The 19,731-nt window shown below is 55.8% G+C and carries 12 protein-coding genes and 1 pseudogene; 4 read left to right on the forward strand and 9 right to left on the reverse strand.

What is annotated here, in order from left to right:
• Positions 1–96: 96 nt before the first annotated feature.
• Together EDF57_RS26135 and EDF57_RS24205 are read right to left on the reverse strand one after the other, a co-directional pair.
• On the reverse strand, positions 97–897 hold the full coding sequence (locus EDF57_RS26135) for a DUF5672 family protein (RefSeq protein WP_347876970.1): 801 nt from the start codon (positions 895–897) through the stop codon (positions 97–99).
• Entirely contained in the window at positions 872–2,491 is a 1,620-nt protein-coding gene (locus EDF57_RS24205) for a glycosyltransferase family 2 protein (RefSeq protein ID WP_134096221.1), read from the reverse strand. Before EDF57_RS24205 ends, EDF57_RS26135 begins: the two co-directional genes overlap by 26 nt.
• Positions 2,492–3,268: 777 nt before the next feature.
• Between EDF57_RS24205 and EDF57_RS24210 the strand changes: the two genes are divergently transcribed.
• Positions 3,269–4,681, forward strand: coding sequence for a BNR-4 repeat-containing protein (locus EDF57_RS24210; protein WP_134096222.1), 1,413 nt, complete (start codon positions 3,269–3,271; stop codon positions 4,679–4,681).
• Positions 4,682–4,702: 21 nt separating this feature from the next.
• On the opposite strand, the gene EDF57_RS24215 is transcribed toward EDF57_RS24210, so the two are convergent.
• On the reverse strand, positions 4,703–8,617 hold the full coding sequence (locus EDF57_RS24215) for a glycoside hydrolase family 99-like domain-containing protein (protein ID WP_134096223.1): 3,915 nt from the start codon (positions 8,615–8,617) through the stop codon (positions 4,703–4,705).
• 50 nt (positions 8,618–8,667) lie between these two features.
• Entirely contained in the window at positions 8,668–10,443 is a 1,776-nt protein-coding gene (locus EDF57_RS24220; protein ID WP_134096224.1) for a glycosyltransferase family 2 protein, read from the reverse strand.
• Positions 10,444–10,870: 427 nt separating this feature from the next.
• On the opposite strand from EDF57_RS24220, the pseudogene EDF57_RS24225 reads away from it, so the two are divergent.
• From EDF57_RS24225 to EDF57_RS26260, 3 genes and pseudogenes are all read left to right on the forward strand, one after another.
• Positions 10,871–12,082: pseudogene (locus EDF57_RS24225) on the forward strand (IS256 family transposase).
• Positions 12,083–13,100: 1,018 nt separating this feature from the next.
• On the forward strand, positions 13,101–14,627 hold the full coding sequence (gene istA, locus EDF57_RS24235; protein ID WP_166675390.1) for an IS21 family transposase: 1,527 nt from the start codon (positions 13,101–13,103) through the stop codon (positions 14,625–14,627).
• A gap of 482 nt (positions 14,628–15,109) precedes the next feature.
• Positions 15,110–15,517 carry an ATP-binding protein gene (locus EDF57_RS26260; protein WP_279587460.1) on the forward strand — a complete coding sequence of 136 codons (408 nt, stop codon included), beginning with the start codon at positions 15,110–15,112 and terminating at the stop codon, positions 15,515–15,517.
• 47 nt (positions 15,518–15,564) lie between these two features.
• Here EDF57_RS26260 and rfbA read toward each other — a convergent pair whose 3' ends face one another.
• The 5 genes from rfbA to EDF57_RS24270 all read right to left on the reverse strand — a co-directional run bounded on the left by rfbA (position 15,565) and on the right by EDF57_RS24270 (position 19,702).
• Complete coding sequence (rfbA, locus tag EDF57_RS24250; RefSeq protein WP_134096227.1) at positions 15,565–16,434, reverse strand: glucose-1-phosphate thymidylyltransferase RfbA; 870 nt, start codon at positions 16,432–16,434, stop codon at positions 15,565–15,567.
• Between the two features lie 19 nt (positions 16,435–16,453).
• Positions 16,454–17,344: a dTDP-4-dehydrorhamnose reductase gene (gene rfbD, locus EDF57_RS24255; protein ID WP_134096228.1), complete on the reverse strand. Its 891-nt coding sequence runs from the start codon at positions 17,342–17,344 to the stop codon at positions 16,454–16,456.
• The gene (rfbB, locus tag EDF57_RS24260) at positions 17,341–18,402 is read right to left on the reverse strand and encodes a dTDP-glucose 4,6-dehydratase (RefSeq protein ID WP_134096229.1); all 1,062 of its coding nucleotides are present in this window, start codon (positions 18,400–18,402) and stop codon (positions 17,341–17,343) included. Before rfbB ends, rfbD begins: the two co-directional genes overlap by 4 nt.
• Positions 18,403–18,406: 4 nt before the next feature.
• Positions 18,407–18,970 carry a dTDP-4-dehydrorhamnose 3,5-epimerase gene (rfbC, locus tag EDF57_RS24265; protein ID WP_134096230.1) on the reverse strand — a complete coding sequence of 188 codons (564 nt, stop codon included), beginning with the start codon at positions 18,968–18,970 and terminating at the stop codon, positions 18,407–18,409.
• Between the two features lie 468 nt (positions 18,971–19,438).
• Complete coding sequence (locus EDF57_RS24270; RefSeq protein ID WP_134096231.1) at positions 19,439–19,702, reverse strand: DUF6429 family protein; 264 nt, start codon at positions 19,700–19,702, stop codon at positions 19,439–19,441.
• Positions 19,703–19,731: the final 29 nt, after the last annotated feature.

Genomic DNA, 19,731 nt, shown 5'->3' on the forward strand with positions numbered 1-19,731 from the left:
AACTGCATGGCAGTGCTCAGCGTAAATTAGGAAGGCCGCCCTGCCAGCCGAGGCCGCGTGCTACGAATTGCGCACTTGAGGCCTTCGGACGGTTTACTAATACCGCAATAAGCTATCCTTCACTCGATCTCCGAGCACTCTCAACGAACGCCGGATCGGCCGCGGGCCCGTCGCTAGGCCTTTGATAAAACTTGGAAGATCCTGGCGCATGCCCGACCGGCAATCAAGAGATCGATAGATCTTCCAAAACTGTTCTGTACCAAGAACTTTCGGCATGAGAAAGGCGCCATGGTAACCGAAAGTATCCTCCGGATTCCCGTTTCGTTCCGCCGAGAATTTGTCAGCGAGAGCTTTGGGCGCAAACTTTATCCCCCGCCGCTCAAGCTCGGCCCTGTTGGTTCGACCAATTGCTACATCCTCCGGGTGATGTGCTATGAAATCTGGTTGGCGGCACGCGGCCATCAGCTGACGGCTACGCAGGGAGAAGCCGCCGTTACCTACATCATAGCCATCCTCAAATTGCGGCCACGTTGCCCCAATGTAATCGAAATCCATAAAGTCATTCCGCCACCGACCAGCGTCGAGCACATGTCCATCCCATTGAGTCAGAAGACAGTGCGAAGTCGCTATATGATCGACGAGCTCATTGAGAATAAAATACGAATATGCCCTTGACGAGGTAAGTCGGCCGATCTGTCTGCACTCGATCTCAGCATGATCTGGCGTAAACTTGGTGTGTGTGAGCAGAATACAGTTACCAAAACGAACCTGGTCAAGACTCCGTTCCAGCGCCTGGAGAGTTGCCGGAAGGTTTACAGACGTCACTGCGCAGAGTGTGATCTGAGGAAGATAGATACGTGCCACAATAGTATCACAAACGAACAACGAAGCGTTCACTGAACGGACTGAGTTGTGAATGATGATAAGGGTCTACGCTGACATCGGTTAACCAACGTTCTTTAAGAGTCGCTAATTCACTGGCTAATCTAGCGGAGCCTTTGGGATCCTTGTCTAAGCCACGTGATACAGATTCGTGATGGATGAGTGTTGCACTTGGCTCATAATATGATAGCCAGCCCATTCGATTTAACTTCATACATAAATCAACGTCATTAAATGCCACGGCAAAATGATCCTCATCAAAGCCGTTTACAGCCCAGAATCGGTCGCGTTGAACCACGAGGCAGGCGGCTGTTACTGCCGAAACAACTTGAGGTAAGGAATGTCTATGGAAATAGCCCTCTGCGTCCGGCGGAAGAAGCCTGTGAGCATGGGCTGCTCCTCCGCCAATGCCCGTGACCACTCCGGCATGTTGAATTAGGCCATTTGGATACAGCAACCGAGCACCCACAGCGCCGACTTTAGAGCGCACTGCACGAAGAGAGAGAATTTTCAGCCAATCGGGGGCAATGACCTCGATGTCATTGTTTAGCAGGCACAGGAGCGTGCCACGCGCCAGACGCGCCGCGCGATTATTGAGCCGAGAGAAGTTAAAGGGTCCTGGCATACACTCGACGCGATATCGTCTACGATTGAGCCCGGCTAGGAACGCCAGAGTCTCGGAATCATCGCTGCCATTGTCAACCACTATGACCTCCATGTTTGGATAATCAGTACGATCAAGACCTTCTAGACATTTCCTTAATAGATCACTCCTATTCCGGGTCGGAACGATAACGCTGACGGAAGGGAAGGAATGCCCTACCAATGTCGGTGCTGCGGGCATGCGTAGAGCAGGTCGGGATACGCGGTGATGAAGAATTTTAGGAACATGGAGCGGATCTTTTGCTCCATCCGCCAACGCTAATCTCCGGACAACACTGCCTGCAACGTCCCCATCCTTAGAACTAACCAGCACGTCCCATTTACATTTGAAGAAGGATGCTCCTGTAAGGTAGTCGAGGTGACGAAAGAGTTCCTTATTCCATTCGGGTTTGAAGTGTGGCTTTCGTCGCTGCCCAGTGTCGACTATAAGGTCATCGTCGGAATAAATGATTTCGGCCGACGTATTTGCAGCGAGAGCCCGATAGAAATTTCCGGCCCCGGGGGCTAAAATGTCACCAGCCTGCATTTCCATGAACCAAGGCTGTCCGCTTTCGTCGCGGGCTTCAGCTTCAGCTACTTCCGGCAAGCCCCCACTAGGCAAAACGTGTGCCTGGACGTTTTCGGACGCGAGACTGAAGAGCGTTCGCTCGAGCGATCTGCTGCAGCTTCCCTGTTCGACCAAGGCCACGAGAGAAGGAAAGCCAGATGTCACGACGTCTTCATCTAACGATTCTTCGGTTGTTTGCCAAAGACCATAACTCAAGCTTGATTGGCCGAGCAAAGGTGCGAAATGAGCTCTCGCCCTAACCCTCTTCCCAATTAAGCGCCACCAAGATGCGCCTAAATATTCAATCGGAGCCAGACGGAAGGCATCCAGATGCACGATGAGCCGGAGCCATCGGTATCGCCAAATACGAGAAAAAAGCTCAAAACGTTCTGTCGGCATGTCGGAGCGCCCATACCAATTTTTACCATAGTCACAAGTGAACAATTCTAAAAGATAGAGTTGGCTCGGTCTGTCTGAACGTTCGCATCCGCCGAAGGCCCTCCGTCATTGATCGTCCCGGCCTGGGAGGGGGCATGGGGCAAGCACTAACGTTTGCAACTGGCTTCGGGATTTGCCGGGTCAATTGACGGTTTTTCAGTGCTCAGACGCGGCGACGGCGGAGTTTGGATGGTATGCGTGCGCAGGGGAGCAATTCGTCGAGGCTGGCGATGGGATGTCGATGCGAGCGAGCACATCGGCTAGCCATGCATCCAACCCACCTGGCTGCTCGACCGAAAGACCGTATGTCCTCGCTCCGCCTGAAGGGTGGCTCACCCTAAACTGTGGTTCCGGGGGTTGCCAAGACCGTCCGAGCCGATCCTCAACGCAGGAGGACGAGCCATGGAGAACCATACAGACGTGTTCATCGGAATCGATGTTACGAAATCGCGCAATGCGATCGCGATAAGGGATAACGAGCGAGGACGTACGGTCTAACGGTCTAACGCCCAACCAGGAAATGGTCCCGACTATCAGCCTTTACGTCATCTCAAACTGCGCGCGAGGGTCTCGGGATCCTGCGCGGCATCAATTCGGAATGGTGCGAGCGATCGCCCCGGAATCCCAGGCAAGGCCCGCCGCCGTAGGTACGTTTCGACATTTTTGCTAAGTGATGGCAAAGTACGCTAGGCTGTGACGGCTTGCACTTCCCTCACGATTAATCGAGTTGAACAACTTATGCGCCTGTTAGACGTACCGCGGCTGATAATTGGCCTCTCAAGCTGCCTACTTAGTCATAATGCCGCTGCCACGCACCAGACCACGCCCGATGGCCTCGTTTCCTGCGAAGTCGCGCAGCGTGTGGAAGGTAAAGATCAGGGAACCGAAATCGCATTAGTTTGGACGGGCGCCGCGACGGCCATTGGCAGCGCGACCGATGACAAAGGGAATATTTTCGCAGCCTATTACGCGCCAGACCGCAATTTGACTATTGCCCGGTTTGACTTGAAATCACGTCAGGTTTGCCGGCGAAAGCTAGATTCCTTTTTCCAAGGATGGGATGGCCACAACGAGACAACACTCGTTCTACCTCCAGATGGATCGTTGCATCTTGCCGGGAATATGCACGCGAGCCCCCTCGTGTATGCCTCGGGCAGAGCCGATGACCTTCGCACACTACGACTGACTGATATGACGGGACGGGATGAGAAATCAGTGACCTATCCGCATTTCATGTTTAATGGCCAGCGGCAGCTTCTATTCCTATACCGCGACGGCGCATCCGGAGCCGGCCGGTGGCTAGTCAATCAATGGAACGGGCAAACTTGGAAGCGGATCGCGGGCATCTTTGATGGTGCAGACTCGCATGGGCCAGTAAGCGCTTATCCCACTAATTTCGTCAAGGGAGCCGAAGGCAACTATCATGTCGCCGTGGTCTGGCGCCGCACATGGGATGTCGCAACGAATTTCCGACTGACCTATGCTTCGACCAAGGACTTCAAACATTGGAAGGTTAACGGTAAAACAATTGTCGGACCGCTGCGACCTGAAATGATGGAAGCAGTAGATTCCGCAGGTGAAAACAACGGCTTGGTCAATGACGCCAAGCTCGTCGTCCTCCCGGGTGGCGAGCCTCTCATATTTTACACGCGGTATCAGGCCGACGGTCGGAACGCTATTTTCATAGCGCGGCGAACGCAAATGCGGTGGAACAGCAAATCGATCTCCGTCGCCCATGCACGAAAAGAAATTGTCGGGGGTGGTTCCCTTCCTGATTTGCCCACCGTTAACCCAAGCGTCAGCCGTGACGGTCAAGTTGACGTCCGGATTGCCTTCGGAACAGATATCCGCAACTTTCGCTTAGATCCTTGGACGTTGAAAGAAGTGCCCTATCGGGCTCTGCCCGATTCCCACTCTGTACAAGCCATTGCGCTGCGTAATCAGGCCGAGGGGATGACAAACGTAATTGTACCGAAAAGTGTCGTTCGAAGGAACGGCGTGGATGGACCTGTCGTCGGTACACTTCGATGGTTTGTTCAAAAAGCGAATGCCGATAAACCTTGGGATTGCACCCAAAGTGCGCCGCGAGCGTGTCATCCCCATCCATCCCCGCTGCTCTGGTTCAGTCGAACTGCGGAAGATAGCGATTAACCGCTTTCTTCCGCAATCACGTCACGCCAATCCCTCGTAAAGCGCGCGCAGGTAAGCCCGCCCATACCGCTCCGACGGCTCAAGAACGGCGCCTTCTGCCCATTCATTCCACGCGTTCACGAACAATAGCGGCGCAGGGAGCTTCCCTTCTTTAAATTTGTCTACCGCTTTCACCGAGGCATTCGCCGTCCACTTAGCGAACTTGTTCGGCGTAGATCCGATCAAAATATTGGCGCTCCGTGCGCGACGTGGTGAATTGTCCCAGGCTGGGCAGACACCCGGCGCGAGCGCATCATACACATCCATTGCTTCAATACTTTGTTCTACAACTAGATCGTAGCTTTCCAGGTGATCAGCTGTGTTTTCGCGTGCGCCAGGCACAAGGTTTCGATTTAGCAGGGTTCGTTTAGAAACTCGGGGAGTGCGATGAGGCGGAAACTGAACAATAAAATCTACCAAGGCTTCCCACTCGTCACGAAATTCGTTGTTCCAAGTAGTACCAATCATCGGATCGACCGAAAGGCTTTCTCTTACCAGCGCCCGAATGCGATCAATTGCCGCTTTCGCGTTGGGGAGCCGATTCAGCTGATAAATCATGAGGACCGGACGATCAGAAATCCTTATATATCGTGTGTCTGCACACGCATCGATAAGATCTTCAACAAGAAGCTTCAACGTTTCGTCGGAGTAGTCTTGCTTTAGCAATACATCGCTTGTTTGCCCATCCCATGCGCGGGTCCAGTCCTCGTTCGCCCAACAGTAAAAAAAGTTCAACTTCGCGCCCGGCACCGACAAAAGCCGATCTGTAGGCGCCGACATCAACCTCTCCCGGCCGAAACGATAGTAGTATACCGCCATTCCCGATAGTCCGTGCTTAAAAGCCAGACGAGCCTGAGCGGCAAGAGTTTCAGGGGTTCGCAAATCGTAGAAACCGAGTTCTCCCGGCAGAAGGGGCTGAATATGCTCATCGAACCGAGGTTTTGCCTTGACGACATTACGCCACTCAGTGAAGCCTGCCCCCCACACTGTATCATTGAATGAAAAGCTGTGAAATTGAGGAAGATATAGGCCGATAGCCTTTGCTTTTGGTTGCATGCGGCATGTCTGGCTTTTAAACCATCTACGCGCCATTTCCAGCGCCGGATGGCATTTCATTTCCTCAACAATCTTACCTAACCGTTCCTTTCCGTACCTCTCAACGAGCACGTTCCAGCCCTGTTGGCTCAGAACCTTTCTTCGCTCATGATTAAAACTTTTTGACTTTGCATGATATACATATGTTGAGAGAGTAAATCCGCAGGTCATTCCCGCTTCGCCAGCACGAAAGCAGTAATCATTTTCTTCGCCATACCCCTGCGGGAAAGCAGCTTCATCGAGATAGCCGATGGCATCAATGACTTTTCGCTTTATGGCAAAGCAGAAGCCATTTACGACAGAACATCGGTAAACCGGCTTTGCCGGAAGGCGTCCGCATATTTCTGCTAGCTCATCAATGCACATTCCCTCGGGGACACGATTGATCGCAAGATCTCCAGAAGCCTGCAGCGTCTCGGGCACAGACTGCCAACTCGCTGCATTCGACAAAGGACCGACGATGCCAACGTCCGGATCGGCCTCTCCAGCATCGACCAAAGAACCAACCCAACCTTGCGGTACAATTGTGTCGCTGTTGAGTAGAACGACGTAATCTCCATCAGACGCACGTAACCCGGCATTTGCAGCCTTAGTGTAGCCTTTTGCTTCTTCATGCCGAACATGCAGATCCGAGGGGTTTTTTTGTAGATGACGGGCCACAACCGCTTGGGTCGGGCTAGCGGACCCATCATCCACAATTACAATTCGGGTTCGCCCATCGCGATTTAAGGCGAGTGCCCTGAGACAACGGGCTACATCATCGGGACTATTATGTACGCAAACGACCACGTCGACCCGAAGAGAATTGCTGAGATGGCGATCCTCGTCCGGAGCTACGTGCCGACTGAACCATAAGTTGGACAGGCGTGCCCGCATGTCTAACCCGGGATGAGATTTGCCCCCATGAGAGAAGTACGCAAAGCGGGGATCCGCTCTTGCTGACAGGCCATTGGTGATAAGCGAAACTTTCTTCGCCCCCACTTTCCAACAAGAATAATCGAAGCTCAGCTGATCCCGACGACTGCCCTGTTTAATTTCGCTCCACCACACGTCGAGAGCTGCCCGCGTTTCACTCCGACGCAAATCCATTACGAGGAAATTAGTCTCAGTAAGTCCCTGATCGTCTTCGAATCCCTGTTTACGGTACCGTTCGTACTGAGCATTCATAACCCTTGGGTCATCGAGGCCAACCCTGCAAAGCATTGCCAACTCATCCGACACTTTGCTTCGATAGGGATGGGGAATGACGCCGAAGGCCGCATTGTTTTCGATAACCTTGGCTATAAGTCCGGAAACGTCACCGGACAGAGCGATATTACCATCAATCCAAACCGCAATATCAACGTCATCGAATATGTCGTGCGGCTGCGACTTATGCCGCCGTGCCGCTTTAACCGGATGAGGATCCGAAAGCGCGAGCGGACGGATGGTCCACTGGGCCAGTTCGCTCTCGCTTTCCAAGTCCGAATAGAAGTGGTAATCCGCCCCCTCGACGAACGCCTCAAATGGCAGTGGCTCATCATAGCCGCCAGTCGAGCACGTGTAGAAACGGATGCGCAGCCCCTGTAAGGCTGGCGCCGAGTAGACCGGGGCCGGGACTCTGCCGCCTCGCCGCACGCGTTCGAGCATCTCGGACCTATATATGCATCCGTCATCGAGATACGAGCGTCCGAGGGAATGGGGCTTCGTCGCCATCACTTGCTTAAACGTAAATCCTCGGCGATCGGCTATCAAAACGAAAAGTCTCTCAATTGCATGTGCTAGGGTTCCGTCGACTTGCCCCTGCTCAACTTCAAAATCTTCTAACTTAAAACCTCCCTCCAACAACGGGCGGATTGCCTCAACCCTAGCGAGGAAGAAGGATCCTGCGGGGAATGGCAAAAGGTCGCCTTCGACAAGGTTCTGCCCGGAACACAGACGCCTCAATTCTGCATCGGCGCGTGAGAGATTTGCGCCCCATTTGATCTGCCCTTTTACGCTGTCGTGATAAATCGGAAAGATTAAACCAAGATCCTTTTGGCTGGCAAAAAGATTCAAGACTTGCGAGGTATAATCCGCAGAATGGAACAGGTGATGGCCCAAATGTGTGCCCCAGTCCCGCTTTCCTACGGTGTGATCGCTTTTCTTTGAATGAAAATGGACAACATAATCGTACTTAGCGATCCTCGGGCCGAAGCCGACAACCAAGGGCGCAATGTCCCGTCCTCGGTTCGGATGGACTTCTACCGCTGACCGGTTCAGCGATGCGATATCATCGAAAACGTCTTGCAACAGAAGCTGGATTTCCTCGGTTGCAACGCTGACATAAAGGTCAAACGGTACAGGAATTGAGGACAACCAGCATTTGATTTCGGCGAGCATATCTACGTAGAACAGATGTACATGAACCGCCAGCGTACCTTCGAACGCAATGTCAGATATAGAGCCCGGATGTAACTCTACGGCCGGTCCATTCGCTTGCGATCTGTGCTCCGTGTGGAATTCGAAAGCGGGGGCTGGGTGAGATCGCGATCGATTGGGCATCACCGGAGAATTGATGTCAGATCGTGCTGCTAAGCCGGTATCGACACGCGTAGCTTCCTCCATCAGGAGACCGAGGACGTCATCTGTGCTGCGCAGTTTTTGCACATCGAAGGTCGGCGAAGGCCTACGCAAGAGGCGCGCTCCGAACGCGATGAAATGTTCAAGCGGATCCATTTCAAGCATGGTCACGTCGGTGTATTCGGAACGGTACCAATCAGGATCAAAAAGCTTGCGTTCCAGGAGAATTTGTCTGGATTTCTCGTCAATTGATCTATTCATCGAAGCCCTGCAAAAATTAAATGTGATCGTCTATTGACGGCAATAGTGGTCTAAAATTTTGTTGTGTAAACTTCACGATCCAAATCGAGCTTTTCATGAAACCAAGGGTCTCTGCGCCCGTTTACTAACCAACGCTGCTGCAACACTGAAAGCTCGGCCATATATCTAGAAAGTTGCTCAGGCGCCATATCGTTGGCCCGCGATTTACTTTCATGATGAATTAGCTTTGCCGAAGAAACATATATATTTTTAAGACCAGCGCTGATTAATTTAAGGCAGAGATCGACGTCATTATAAGCTATCGCGAGTCCTTCTTCATCGAAGCCTCGGACCGATAAAAAGTTAGATTTTTTAACTACCATGCAAGCAGCCGTGACCCCACTTACCCTTCTTGTCACTAGAGAATGGCCGAAATACCCCGGGGCGTTATCTTGATCCCCCCTATGAGCATGGCCCGCCGCGTTACCCATTCCAACCACCACGCCGGCGTGCTGAATTGTGCCATCGGGATAGAGAAGTTTAGCCCCCACCGCCCCGACTTCGGGCCGGGCCGCATACCCTATAAGTGAGCTTAACCACCGACCGTCGATAATTTCAACATCGTTATTTAAAAAACATAGAAACTCGCCGCCAGCCTTTTCCGCAGCAAAGTTGTTTATTTTCGAGTAATTAAATTCGTGAGGCCAATTAATTAATGATATCTTTGAGTTTTGGCGAATTTCATCTAAGTAATCCAAAGTTTCAGGATCGGTACTTCCGTTGTCAACTACGATGATCTCAAAATTGAGGTAGTCAGTGTTGCTTAAAATACCATCGATGCATGTTCGCAAGACAGTAAGGTGGTCGCGAGTAGGAACAATGACGCTGACCAAGGGCTCCGGCTTCGGAACATCGTAGGTTATTGATAAGATGCCATATTGTCGTTCAGCAATCGTTGCCGGACAAGAGCATAAGTCCAAATATCGTCGAACGGCACGCTCTCTACAGGTGTTACTGTATCGCCATGCGCCGGCCGGTGTCATAACAGTTAGACGTGGCACGTGTTGCACAGCGACATCGGCGAGCATCGCCAGTTCCAAGACTAGCGAAAAAACGCTTTCTAGCGGCCTTGTCGTATTGACCATCCACGTTATGGCGGATTTTACCGGCAAGGCGCATGATCGAGAGATGTAGTCCTGCTCGAGGAACATTTCCGGATCCCACGGTGGCTTGAGCCAAGGGTTTCGTGCCGCCAGGAATTTCGTTTGTTCGGTTTGGTCTCCGTAAACGATCATGGGTCGCTCGGACGACGCCGCCAAAGATTGAGCGGCGTAGGCCGCGAGGGCAAAACACGATAGTCGACTGCTCTCTTCGAGCGGCACAAGGTGGTCGATTTTGTCATGATGTGCTGCCTGGAGCGCCGCCAACAAACCAGTCATCCGATCGCCGTATGCTCCACCGACAAGAAAAATCCGGCTATCACGGAACATGTTTTTCAGCTGCCCGTCATGAGAAGTCAGATAAAGGCTCCAGTCTTCTCTACTCTGGCGCAAAACTGAGCGGATCGCGGCGCTTATGTCAGCAGGCGCGCTTTCAGCCGCCAAATGGATATGGACCGCAATGCGATATGCTGTCCCTTCTGGTTCATGATTACGTAAAAACTCCATGTCCTTCCGACCGCTAATCCGCTGCCATCGCGAACAAGCAAAAGGTAGACTTGAGATAGCTTCGGCGACACGGTTGCGAGCGCGGACACGCCGTCCCATGACGAACCAAAACCCTGCTGATGCTACCTTCAACGGGCAGCAGGCGATTAGGAGGAATATGATTTCAAGCTTCGGATTCATGCGGGGCTGCACTACCTTAGTTGATCTCGCGGAGCGGAAAGATTAGCAACACTGTGTTTCGCCAGCTAGCCGCTGGGCACGCGGTAGAAGAAAAATCGGCCTATACGATTTCAGCACGCCGCGAAGAGCCGGCGTGATGTTTGTTCCGATTCCTTCCAGACCGTTTTGACGCCGAAGAACAGACAAACCGTCTCACCCTCGCGCTGGCTCCGGAAAATGACGCGCGCCGAGAAGTGAGCACAATTATGAAAATAGGTCCTTTAAAAGGAGAGCCATTCACCGACAAGCTGATTTCGAAGCTTGACCATTCTTGCGGGCGGTATTTGGACCGTGTCCCAGGACGTGGTGTAGCTGAAGGCTGAGGTGGTCATCGTGATTTTCGGGTAGGTTTGGGTTGCGAAGCTCAAACCTGACGGAAGGAATCACAATGACCGATCCGATGATGCACTTGCGTTCGCTCGTAGAGAAGGTCGCGAATGCAGATATTTCTACGCGAAATGATCTCGTTTGCCGCCGAGCGGCTGATGGAGATGGAAGTCGGCAATCTGACCGGTGCCGGCCACGGCGAGAAATCTGCGACGAGGCTGGTCCAGCGCAACGTCTACCGCGAGCGCGACTGGCAAACACGAGCCGGGACAGTCGAACTGCGCATCCCCAAGCTCAGGAAGGGGAGCTACTTCCCCGGCTTACTCGAGCCCCGCCCCATGGCCGAGCGGGCGCTGACCGCGGTGATCCAGGTAGCTTATATCCAGGGCATCTCCACCCGCTCGGTTGATGACCTGGTAAAGGCGGCTGGGTATGGATGGGATCTCGAAGAGCCAGGTCAGCCGGCTGTGCGAGGAACTCGACGAGAAGGCCGGTGCCTTCCTCGAGCGCCCAATCGAAGGCGACTGGCCGTACCTATGGATCGACGCCACCTACGTGAAAGTGCGGCAGAACGGGCGCATCGTCTCGGTGGCGGTGATCGTCGCGGTGGGCGTGAACAGCAGTGGACGCCGCGAGGTGCGAGGCATGGACATTGGGCCGTCGGAAGCGGAGCCCTTCTGGACCGCCTTCCTGCGCAAGCTGACGCGCCGAGGACTGCGCGGCGTCAAGCTGGCCATCTCCGACGCGCACGAAGGCGTCAAGGCAGCTGTTTCCAAGCTGCTCTGTGCCACGTGGCAGCACTGCCGGGTCTACTTCCTGCGCAATGCACTGGCTCATGCGGGCAAAAGCGGCCGCGGAGTTGTTTCCGCCTTCACTGCCACTGCCTTCCCACAGGAACACCGGAGGCCGCCAGCCAGCAATGGCGTGCCGTGGCCGATCAGGTCCGACCTAAATTGCCCAAACTGGCAAACCTGATGGATGACGCTGAACCCGATGTGCTGGCCTACATGACATTCCCGCGCGATCATCGCGCCAAACTACACAGCACAAACCCATCGAGCGCCTCAGCAGCGAAATCAAATGCGGCACAGAAGTCGTCGGCATTTTCCCGAATGAAGCTGCCATTACTCGTCTGATTGGCGCTATCCTCATGGAGCAGTCCGACGAATGGGCGGTTCAGCGGGCTCGATACATGACCCTAGAAACCATGGCACCGGTCAGCGACAATCCCATCACCATGCTCTCGGCTGTACCAGGCGCACGAGCGGCCTAGACTGACGCCGAAATGGTGGCTCTTCGGCTTCAGCTACACCACGCCGCGGGACACGATCGGTATTTGTATCTCGGCGAGGTCACGTATCCCTGCATTCTCATTTGATGTAGGCCTCGTAGTCGCAAGCCCTTGCGTCGTCGATCGCGATGAGATCCGCAGAGCGACATTTCAAGAGGCGTGGCTTCTTCGATCCGCGCGACATCTTGAAACTAAAATACGAGATGCTGGGGCGCGGGTCCCTCGACAAAATGCCAGTCACCGAAGGCATCCGACGAATATAGTTTCTTCCAGCCGACCTTCGCCCAGCCTTCGGATACCAACGGTCGCCCCCCAGGCATTCCGATTTGACGTTGCGCAGCGTTCCGTTCTGATTGCACACCGTTGAGATGCCTGATCTTTGGTCGGTCTGTGGCATCTATGTCGGCGGCTTGGTCAAGCAGATGCAATTGCGGCTGCGCGCATGGATTGACCATGAATTTGAGCCGGTAGGCATCGTGAACGAGCGGTCCAGGATCGCATCTGTTTACGTCGGATTATATATGGTCTGATGCCAACGCCACTGGAGTCGCTGGTGATGTGGATCGGCATGCAAAAAAGGGACTGACTCAAATTTGCACGCCGCTCCACACTCGAGACGTTGCGCATACATACAAAGCCCTGATCCGTCCCAAACCAGCGCTTTCAATCTATTGCCTCTTTTTCCGCGGAACAGAAACACCGCGCCACAGGAGGGGTCGAGTTGGAGGATGTTACGAACCAGCGCCGTGATGCCATCGAAGCCCTTGCGCATGTCGCACGGTGCCAGCGACAGATACATCTTTGCCAATGGCGGCAGCTGCGGATTCCGGGGTCATCCCGGCCACCATTCCGATTTGATCCCGGCCGGGATTCCGAGATGATGCCGGCCACCATTCCGAGCAATTCCCGGCCACCTGAGAGGGAGTGAGAAGCCCGATCGTTGGGTCCATCTTATCGGCGCAGCAGTCGGAGGATGGAGATGCCGACGAGGAGGCCGAAGATGCGCCATGTGCGCGAAGTAATGAGAATGCATCGCGAGGCTTGTGTCCCGATGCGCGAGATCGCCCGACTGACTTGCCTCGCTCGGTCTACAGTGCGCGACATGATCGTGCGCTTCGATCGCTGGGGATTGGCGTGGCCGGTTCCGTCGGAGATCGGCGACATAGATCTGGAGGGACGCTTGTATGGCGCCTCCGGCGTAAAGCCGGGACGACGCAAGCTTCCGGAGCCGGACTGGCCGGTGGTAGCGCGCGAACTGAAGCGTGAACACGTGACGCTGCAGGTGCTCTGGGAGGAGTACCAGACCGAGCATCCGGACGGATATCGCTACAGCCGGTTCTGCGATCTGTTCCGCCGATGGGAGGGCCGCTTTCCGCTGGTCATGCGCCAGAGCCATGCCGGGGGCGAGAAGCTGTTCCTCGATTACGCTGGCGATACGGTGCCGGTCGTGGTGGATCGCAGGACCGGGGAAGTCCGCGGTGCCCACATCTTCGTCGCCGTGATGGGCGGATCGAGCCTGTCGTTTTCGCTGGCGACGTGGACCGAGCAGTTTCCTGATTGGATCGCGGGCAACAATGCCGCCTTCGCCTTCTTCCGCGGCGTTCCCCAGTTGCTGGTACCCGACAATGCCAAGGTGGCGGTGATCAAGGCCTGTCACTTCGATCCTCAGGTAAACCGCGGTTACACGGACATGGCGCGGCATTACGGCACGGCGATCCTGCCGACCCGGCCGCGCAAGCCGCGGGACAAGGCCAAGGTCGAGGCTTGCGTCGGTATCGTCGAGCGCTGGTTATTGGGCCGCTTACGTGACCGGATCTTCTACAGACTCGCCGAGGTGAACGCAGCGATCGCCGAATGCCTTGCCGATCTCAATGATCGGCGGGTGCTACGCCAGTTCGGCAAGACGCGCCGCCAACTGTTCGACGAAGTCGATGCTCCGAACCTGAAGCCGCTGCCGGAAGAGCCGTGGACTCACGCCGAATGGCGACGCTGCCGCGTTGGGCTCGATTACCATATCGCGATCGATCGGCATCATTACTCCGTCCCGCGTCGCTTCGCCCGCCGCGAGGTCGAAGCTCGGTTCACTGCCAGCACGGTAGAGATCTTCCTGGGAGGCGAGCGCATCGCCGTGCACATGCGCGGCAACGGGAATGGCCGGCACACTACAGTCCCCGAGCACATGCCCTCCAGCCATCGGCGCTACGGCGAATGGACGCCGGCAAAGATCCGTGAAGAGGCGAGCCGGATCGGACCGATGCTGTCCCTGCTGATGGAGAAGGTCATCGAGGCAAAACCCCATCCGGAACAGGGCTACCGGTCATGCCTGGGCATCATCGGGCTCGAGAGACGCTTCGGTGCCCAGCGGCTCGAAGCCGCGGCGCTGCGCGCGCTGGAAATCCAGGCGCGCAATTACCCGTCGGTCAAATCGATCCTCGAGAAGGGCCTCGATCAGGTGCCCGTTCCCCAATCTCCCGAGCAAGAGCCGATCATCCACTCCAACATCCGCGGCTCAAGCTACTACAACTGAAGGAGCAAGAATGCTGAAGCATCCCACTCTGGTCCCGATCCCGTACCGACGAGCAACGACCGCCATGATGGCGCCGGGCCGCGTCGTCTCCTTCAGGATCGCCAGCTTCTCTTCGTCGCTCGAATGCCGGCGACGTTCTACCCGTACGACCGCTCCGCCATCCCGGCGAGCACTCATACGACGCTATTTTGACTCCTCGATATCCACTCGCAGTGCCTCCATGCATCATTGCGAAATTCACGCCTGTTTCGATCCCCGCAAGACCACGTTTTGTCGGGGCTTACGATCATGCTGCCCCACCCCATGCTGGACCAGATGCAGACGCTGGGGCTTGCCGGGATGGCGAGTGCCTACCGCGAACTTGCCAGGCAGGCGGGAAGCGAAGGGCTTGCCCGCGATGAATGGCTCGGGCTGATGCTTGACAGGGAGACGGGCTCAAGGCCCGTGAGCATCATTACAGGGCCAACCGGCACGGGAAAAACCTGGCTGGGTGTGCGTTCGCCCGTCAGGCAGCCCGGCTCGACTATTCGGTCCTCTACGTGCGCATGCCGCGACTATTCGAAGATCTGGCAATGGCCCGGCTCGACGGTCGCTTCCCGCGCCTGATCGACAAGCTTAGCCGCATCCAACTGCTCGTGCTCGACGATTGGGGCAGCCATGGGCTGACCGAACAGCAGCACGGCGATCTGCTTGAAATCTTTGAGGAGCGCTACAAGCGCCGCTACAGGTTTTTGCGGGTCTCCAGCTCATACCCCGTGCCCAGAGCAGGTAAGGAAGAAAATAATTTAAATGAAACTGACTCCGTGACCCAAGGCGGCGTTTACCCCTCTCAGAAAAGCGGGAGCCCACAACCTGGCTTCCCGACTTCTAACCAGCGAACTACCGATTGAAAGACATTCGCTCCAAAAGGAAGCGCAGCGCCATAGACGGCACCCCGTTACCCTTCTCTAAGTATCCGTTGAAGATAAAGACCATAGTCCGACTTGCCGAGCCGGCCGATCGCACTCTCCATCTGGGTCGCGTCGATGAAACCCTGCCGGAAAGCGATTTCCTCCGGGCTGGCGATCTTAAAACCTTGGCGTTTTTCCAGAACTCGCACGAATTCAGCTGCGTCGAGCAAACTATCGGGAGTGCCGGTATCGAGCCAAGCGTAGCCGCGGCTCATGATCTCGACTGACAGTTGTCCAAGTTCTAAGTAGACGCGGTTGACATCGGTGATCTCCAGTTCTCCCCGCGGCGAGGGCTTGAGATTCGCGGCAATGTCCACTACCTGCTCGTCGTAGAAGTACAGGCCGGTCACCGCCCAGTTGGACTGCGGCCTTTCCGGTTTTTCCTCGATCGAGAGAGCCTTCATTGCATGATCGAAGGCGACGACGCCGTACCGTTCAGGATCATTGACGTGGTAAGCGAAAACGCTGGCGCCGCTAGTGCGCGAGGACGCGTTTGCTAGCAGCTCGGGAAGGCCATGCCCGTGGTAAATATTGTCACCCAGAATCAGTGCTGAAGGTTCTGCCCCCACGAAGTTGGCACCGATGACATACGCCTGGGCCAGTCCATCGGGGCTGGGCTGCTCGGCATATTCAACGGACATACCCCATTGCGATCCGTCGCCTAGCAGCGAGCGAAAGGCAGGCAGATCACGCGGGGTAGAGATGATCAGCACCTCACGGATGCCGGCCAGCATCAACGTGCTCAGCGGATAGTAGATCATCGGCTTGTCGTAGACCGGCATGAGCTGCTTCGATGTAGAAAGCGTCATCGGATAGAGGCGAGTGCCGCTGCCGCCAGCCAGAATAATACCCTTCATTTTCGTCGTATTCCTAAATTCAGACTGTCGCGCTTTGCAGACGGGCAACGACAGTTTGCAGCGCCGTGGGCCAGTCAGGCAACGCCACGCCGTGGATCTGTGCGATCCTGCAACAGTCGAGCCGCGAGTTGGCCGGCCGGGAGGCCGGAGTGGGGTATTCGGCAGTGGTGATGCGCTTCACCTTTGCAGAGGCGCCGCCACGGGAAGCGGATACCGCGAAGATTTCTTCGGCCAAGTCCGCCCAGCTGGCTTCGCCGTTCGCGGTCATGTGGAACACACCGCGCAGGGACGCGTCATCACTTCCTGCAAGATTAGAAGCCACCGTAAGGATACCATCGGCGATATCGAGTGCGCTGGTGGGATTTCCTACTTGGTCCGCGACCACGGAGACTACGTCGCGATCGCCCGCGAGGCGCAGCATGGTCTTTACGAAGTTGCTGCCGAACGGACTATAGACCCAAGCCACGCGCACGACAGCGCTGCCTTCGGCATAGATATCCAGCACCGCCTGCTCACCTGCCAGCTTGGAAGCGCCGTAAGCTCCGGTCGGGCAGGCGGCATCGTCTTCCACGTAGGGCCGGTCCAGGCTGCCGTCGAACACGTAATCAGTGGACACATGGATCAGCGGCACGCCAAGTGTCTTCGCGACCTGTGCAACCGCCCCAGCACCGGCAGCGTTGACAGCGTGGGCCAAGTCGGCTTCGGTCTCGGCCTTGTCTACGGCTGTGTAGGCTGCAGCGGAAACGATCGCGTCGGGCGCCGCCGCTTGCAACGCGCGTATGACCGAGACGGGGTCGTTAAGATCCATTTCCGGCCGGCCCAGCGCAATTACTTCATGCCCCGTCACCTCGCCTCGTTCCAGCAAAGCAGTGACGACCTGCCCGGACTTGCCGGTTACGACGATTCTCACGCGGGAACCTTTACTGCGGAAAGCCCCAGTCTTTCGCCATTATATCGCTCACGCAGCGGTGCCCACCACCAGTCGTTTTCCAAATACCAACGCACCGTCTTCTCGATGCCGGTGTCAAAGGTTTCGGCGGCTCGCCAGCCCAGTTCGTTCTCAAGCTTGGTGGCGTCGATGGCATAGCGGGCATCGTGCCCGGGACGGTCGGTGACGAACTCAATCAGGTTCTCGCGCGGAGCGTCGCCTGGCACCAGCTCGTCGAGCACAGCACAGATACGGCGCACCACATCGATATTGCGGCGCTCATTACGACCACCGACGTTGTAAGTTTCTCCTGTCCGCCCCTTCTCGATGATTGTGTCGAGCGCGCGGGCGTGGTCATCCACATAGAGCCAGTCACGCACATTCTCGCCTTTACCGTAAACCGGTAGGGGGTTGCCAGCGAGCGCATTGAGGATCGTCAACGGGATCAGCTTCTCGGGGAAGTGGTAAGGCCCGTAATTGTTCGAGCAGTTGGACACCACGATTGGCATTCCGTATGTCCGCTCCCACGCTTTGGCGAGGTGATCCGACGCAGCCTTGGATGCCGAATAGGGCGAGCTGGGATCGTAGGGCGTTGTTTCCTCGAACAAATCATCGTCGCCCAGCGAGCCGTAGACTTCGTCAGTTGAAACGTGGAGAAAGCGGAAGGCGGCCTTCGCCTCGGCATCAAGGTCGTCCCAGTAGCCACGAGCGGCTTCCAACAGAGTGAAAGTGCCTACAACGTTGGTCTGGATGAAGTCGGCTGCACCGGTGATCGAACGGTCGACGTGGCTTTCGGCGGCCAAATGCATGATGCGGTTGGGACTAAAATCGGCGATCGCCGTATCCATCGCGGCACGATCGCAGATGTTGGCCTTGAGGAAATGGTGCGTGTTACACCCCTCCAGCGCCCGCAGCGACGCTTCGCAGCCCGCATAAGTCAAAGCGTCGACGGTGAGAACGTCGTAGTGCTTGTCGAGCACCAGATGGCGCACGAGGGCCGAGCCGATGAAGCCGGCCCCGCCGGTAACTAACACACGCATGAGGTCACTGACTCCAGGTAAAATATTCGGGAAGATCGACAAGACGCGGCTGAGCGCGATCCTTACCCGAAAGGGTCTCAGGGTCGGCGAGATCAGGCCAGATTACACCAATTGCGGGGTCATCCCAAACAAGACCCATATCGCATTCGGCGCTGTAGTAATCGGTGACCTTGTAGCAGATGACGGTGTCGGGCTCGAGTGAGCAGAACCCATGGGCAAAACCGGGGGGAACCCACAGCTGCCTACCGTTCTCCGGTGTGAGCGTTTCGCCAACCCACTGGCCGTAAGTAGGTGAACCCTTGCGAATATCTACCGCGACATCGAACAGCGCTCCGGCGGTGCAGCGCACTAGTTTGCCCTGTACGTGTGGCTCGCTCTGGAAGTGCAGACCCCGTAAGGTGCCAGCTTTCGCGCTACGGGATTCGTTATCCTGCACGAAAGCCCCGGCACCGCAAGCCCGCGCGAATACATCGGCGCGGAAAGTCTCGGCGAAATAGCCTCGCTCATCACCAATGCGACGGGGTGCAACTAACTTGATGTCGGGAATGCTGAGGGATGTAATTTCCATGGGGCTTCCTTTAGCCAGCTTTCTGTGCTCGCAAAAGCCCCGCACCAACCGACCTGTCGATTAACTGCATCATCGTAAACCATCGCCGGGGAAAGACCAAATTAGAGATTGGCACCATCTGCAGCGCGCAAGACCATCGTGAGCACCGATCCGGTTGGAACGATCAGAGCACCGCATCGTATCACCAGTCTGTTCCTCCAGTGACAGGTCAGACCAAAATGGAGCCGGCCCTAGCTGCCGTCCTGACACCGTTTAAGGCGATCGAAGCGGATCGTCAAAATGGATGGCCGAGCTGGGACCCGCAAGAATTGTCATTTTTTCGGCGCAGCGACCGTGCTTGATGAGGCGCAGGCTGTGACCTGCCCATCGGCGCCATCTCCATGTGTCCACCTCATTCTTGGTGGACCATCCCTCACACAACGTCACTCAACCGTACAGGTGCGCGGAATCTCGCGCTTACGTTTAAACCTAGGGTTTGCGGCTTGCGCAGAACAGTCGACGAAATTGCTGCTCGCAGCGCTCACGGCCGGCTGAGGTCAATCCTACCGACTTCTTCTTGCCCACGGGATTCTGGATCAATCCTCGCTTGTACAAGCGTCCCAGCGCATCCCAATCAAAGGGCTTCCAGGCTCGACAAGTCCCTGACGTCCGATCCAGGTCGTGCAGCGTCAAAAACATCAGAGCCAGGACCGCCTCATCAATCCTGTCGCTATCGATATCCTGCTCTTTCATAGGCAGCTCCTCGCGGCGCTACCGATAAT

It is taken from the genome of Novosphingobium sp. PhB55, assembly GCF_004368805.1.
Classification (GTDB): Bacteria; Pseudomonadota; Alphaproteobacteria; order Sphingomonadales; family Sphingomonadaceae; genus Novosphingobium.

What these genes read in the sequence shown, in the direction of transcription:
- EDF57_RS24205 (WP_134096221.1), bottom strand. Translation starts at nt 2,491, where the DNA reads ATGCCGACAGAACGTTTTGAGCTTTTTTCTCGTATTTGGCGATACCGA.
- EDF57_RS24210 (WP_134096222.1), top strand. Translation starts at nt 3,269, where the DNA reads ATGCGCCTGTTAGACGTACCGCGGCTGATAATTGGCCTCTCAAGCTGC.
- EDF57_RS24215 (WP_134096223.1), bottom strand. Translation starts at nt 8,617, where the DNA reads ATGAATAGATCAATTGACGAGAAATCCAGACAAATTCTCCTGGAACGC.
- EDF57_RS24220 (WP_134096224.1), bottom strand. Translation starts at nt 10,443, where the DNA reads ATGAATCCGAAGCTTGAAATCATATTCCTCCTAATCGCCTGCTGCCCG.
- istA (WP_166675390.1), top strand. Translation starts at nt 13,101, where the DNA reads ATGCGCCATGTGCGCGAAGTAATGAGAATGCATCGCGAGGCTTGTGTC.
- rfbA (WP_134096227.1), bottom strand. Translation starts at nt 16,434, where the DNA reads ATGAAGGGTATTATTCTGGCTGGCGGCAGCGGCACTCGCCTCTATCCG.
- rfbB (WP_134096229.1), bottom strand. Translation starts at nt 18,402, where the DNA reads ATGCGTGTGTTAGTTACCGGCGGGGCCGGCTTCATCGGCTCGGCCCTC.
- rfbC (WP_134096230.1), bottom strand. Translation starts at nt 18,970, where the DNA reads ATGGAAATTACATCCCTCAGCATTCCCGACATCAAGTTAGTTGCACCC.
- EDF57_RS24270 (WP_134096231.1), bottom strand. Translation starts at nt 19,702, where the DNA reads ATGAAAGAGCAGGATATCGATAGCGACAGGATTGATGAGGCGGTCCTG.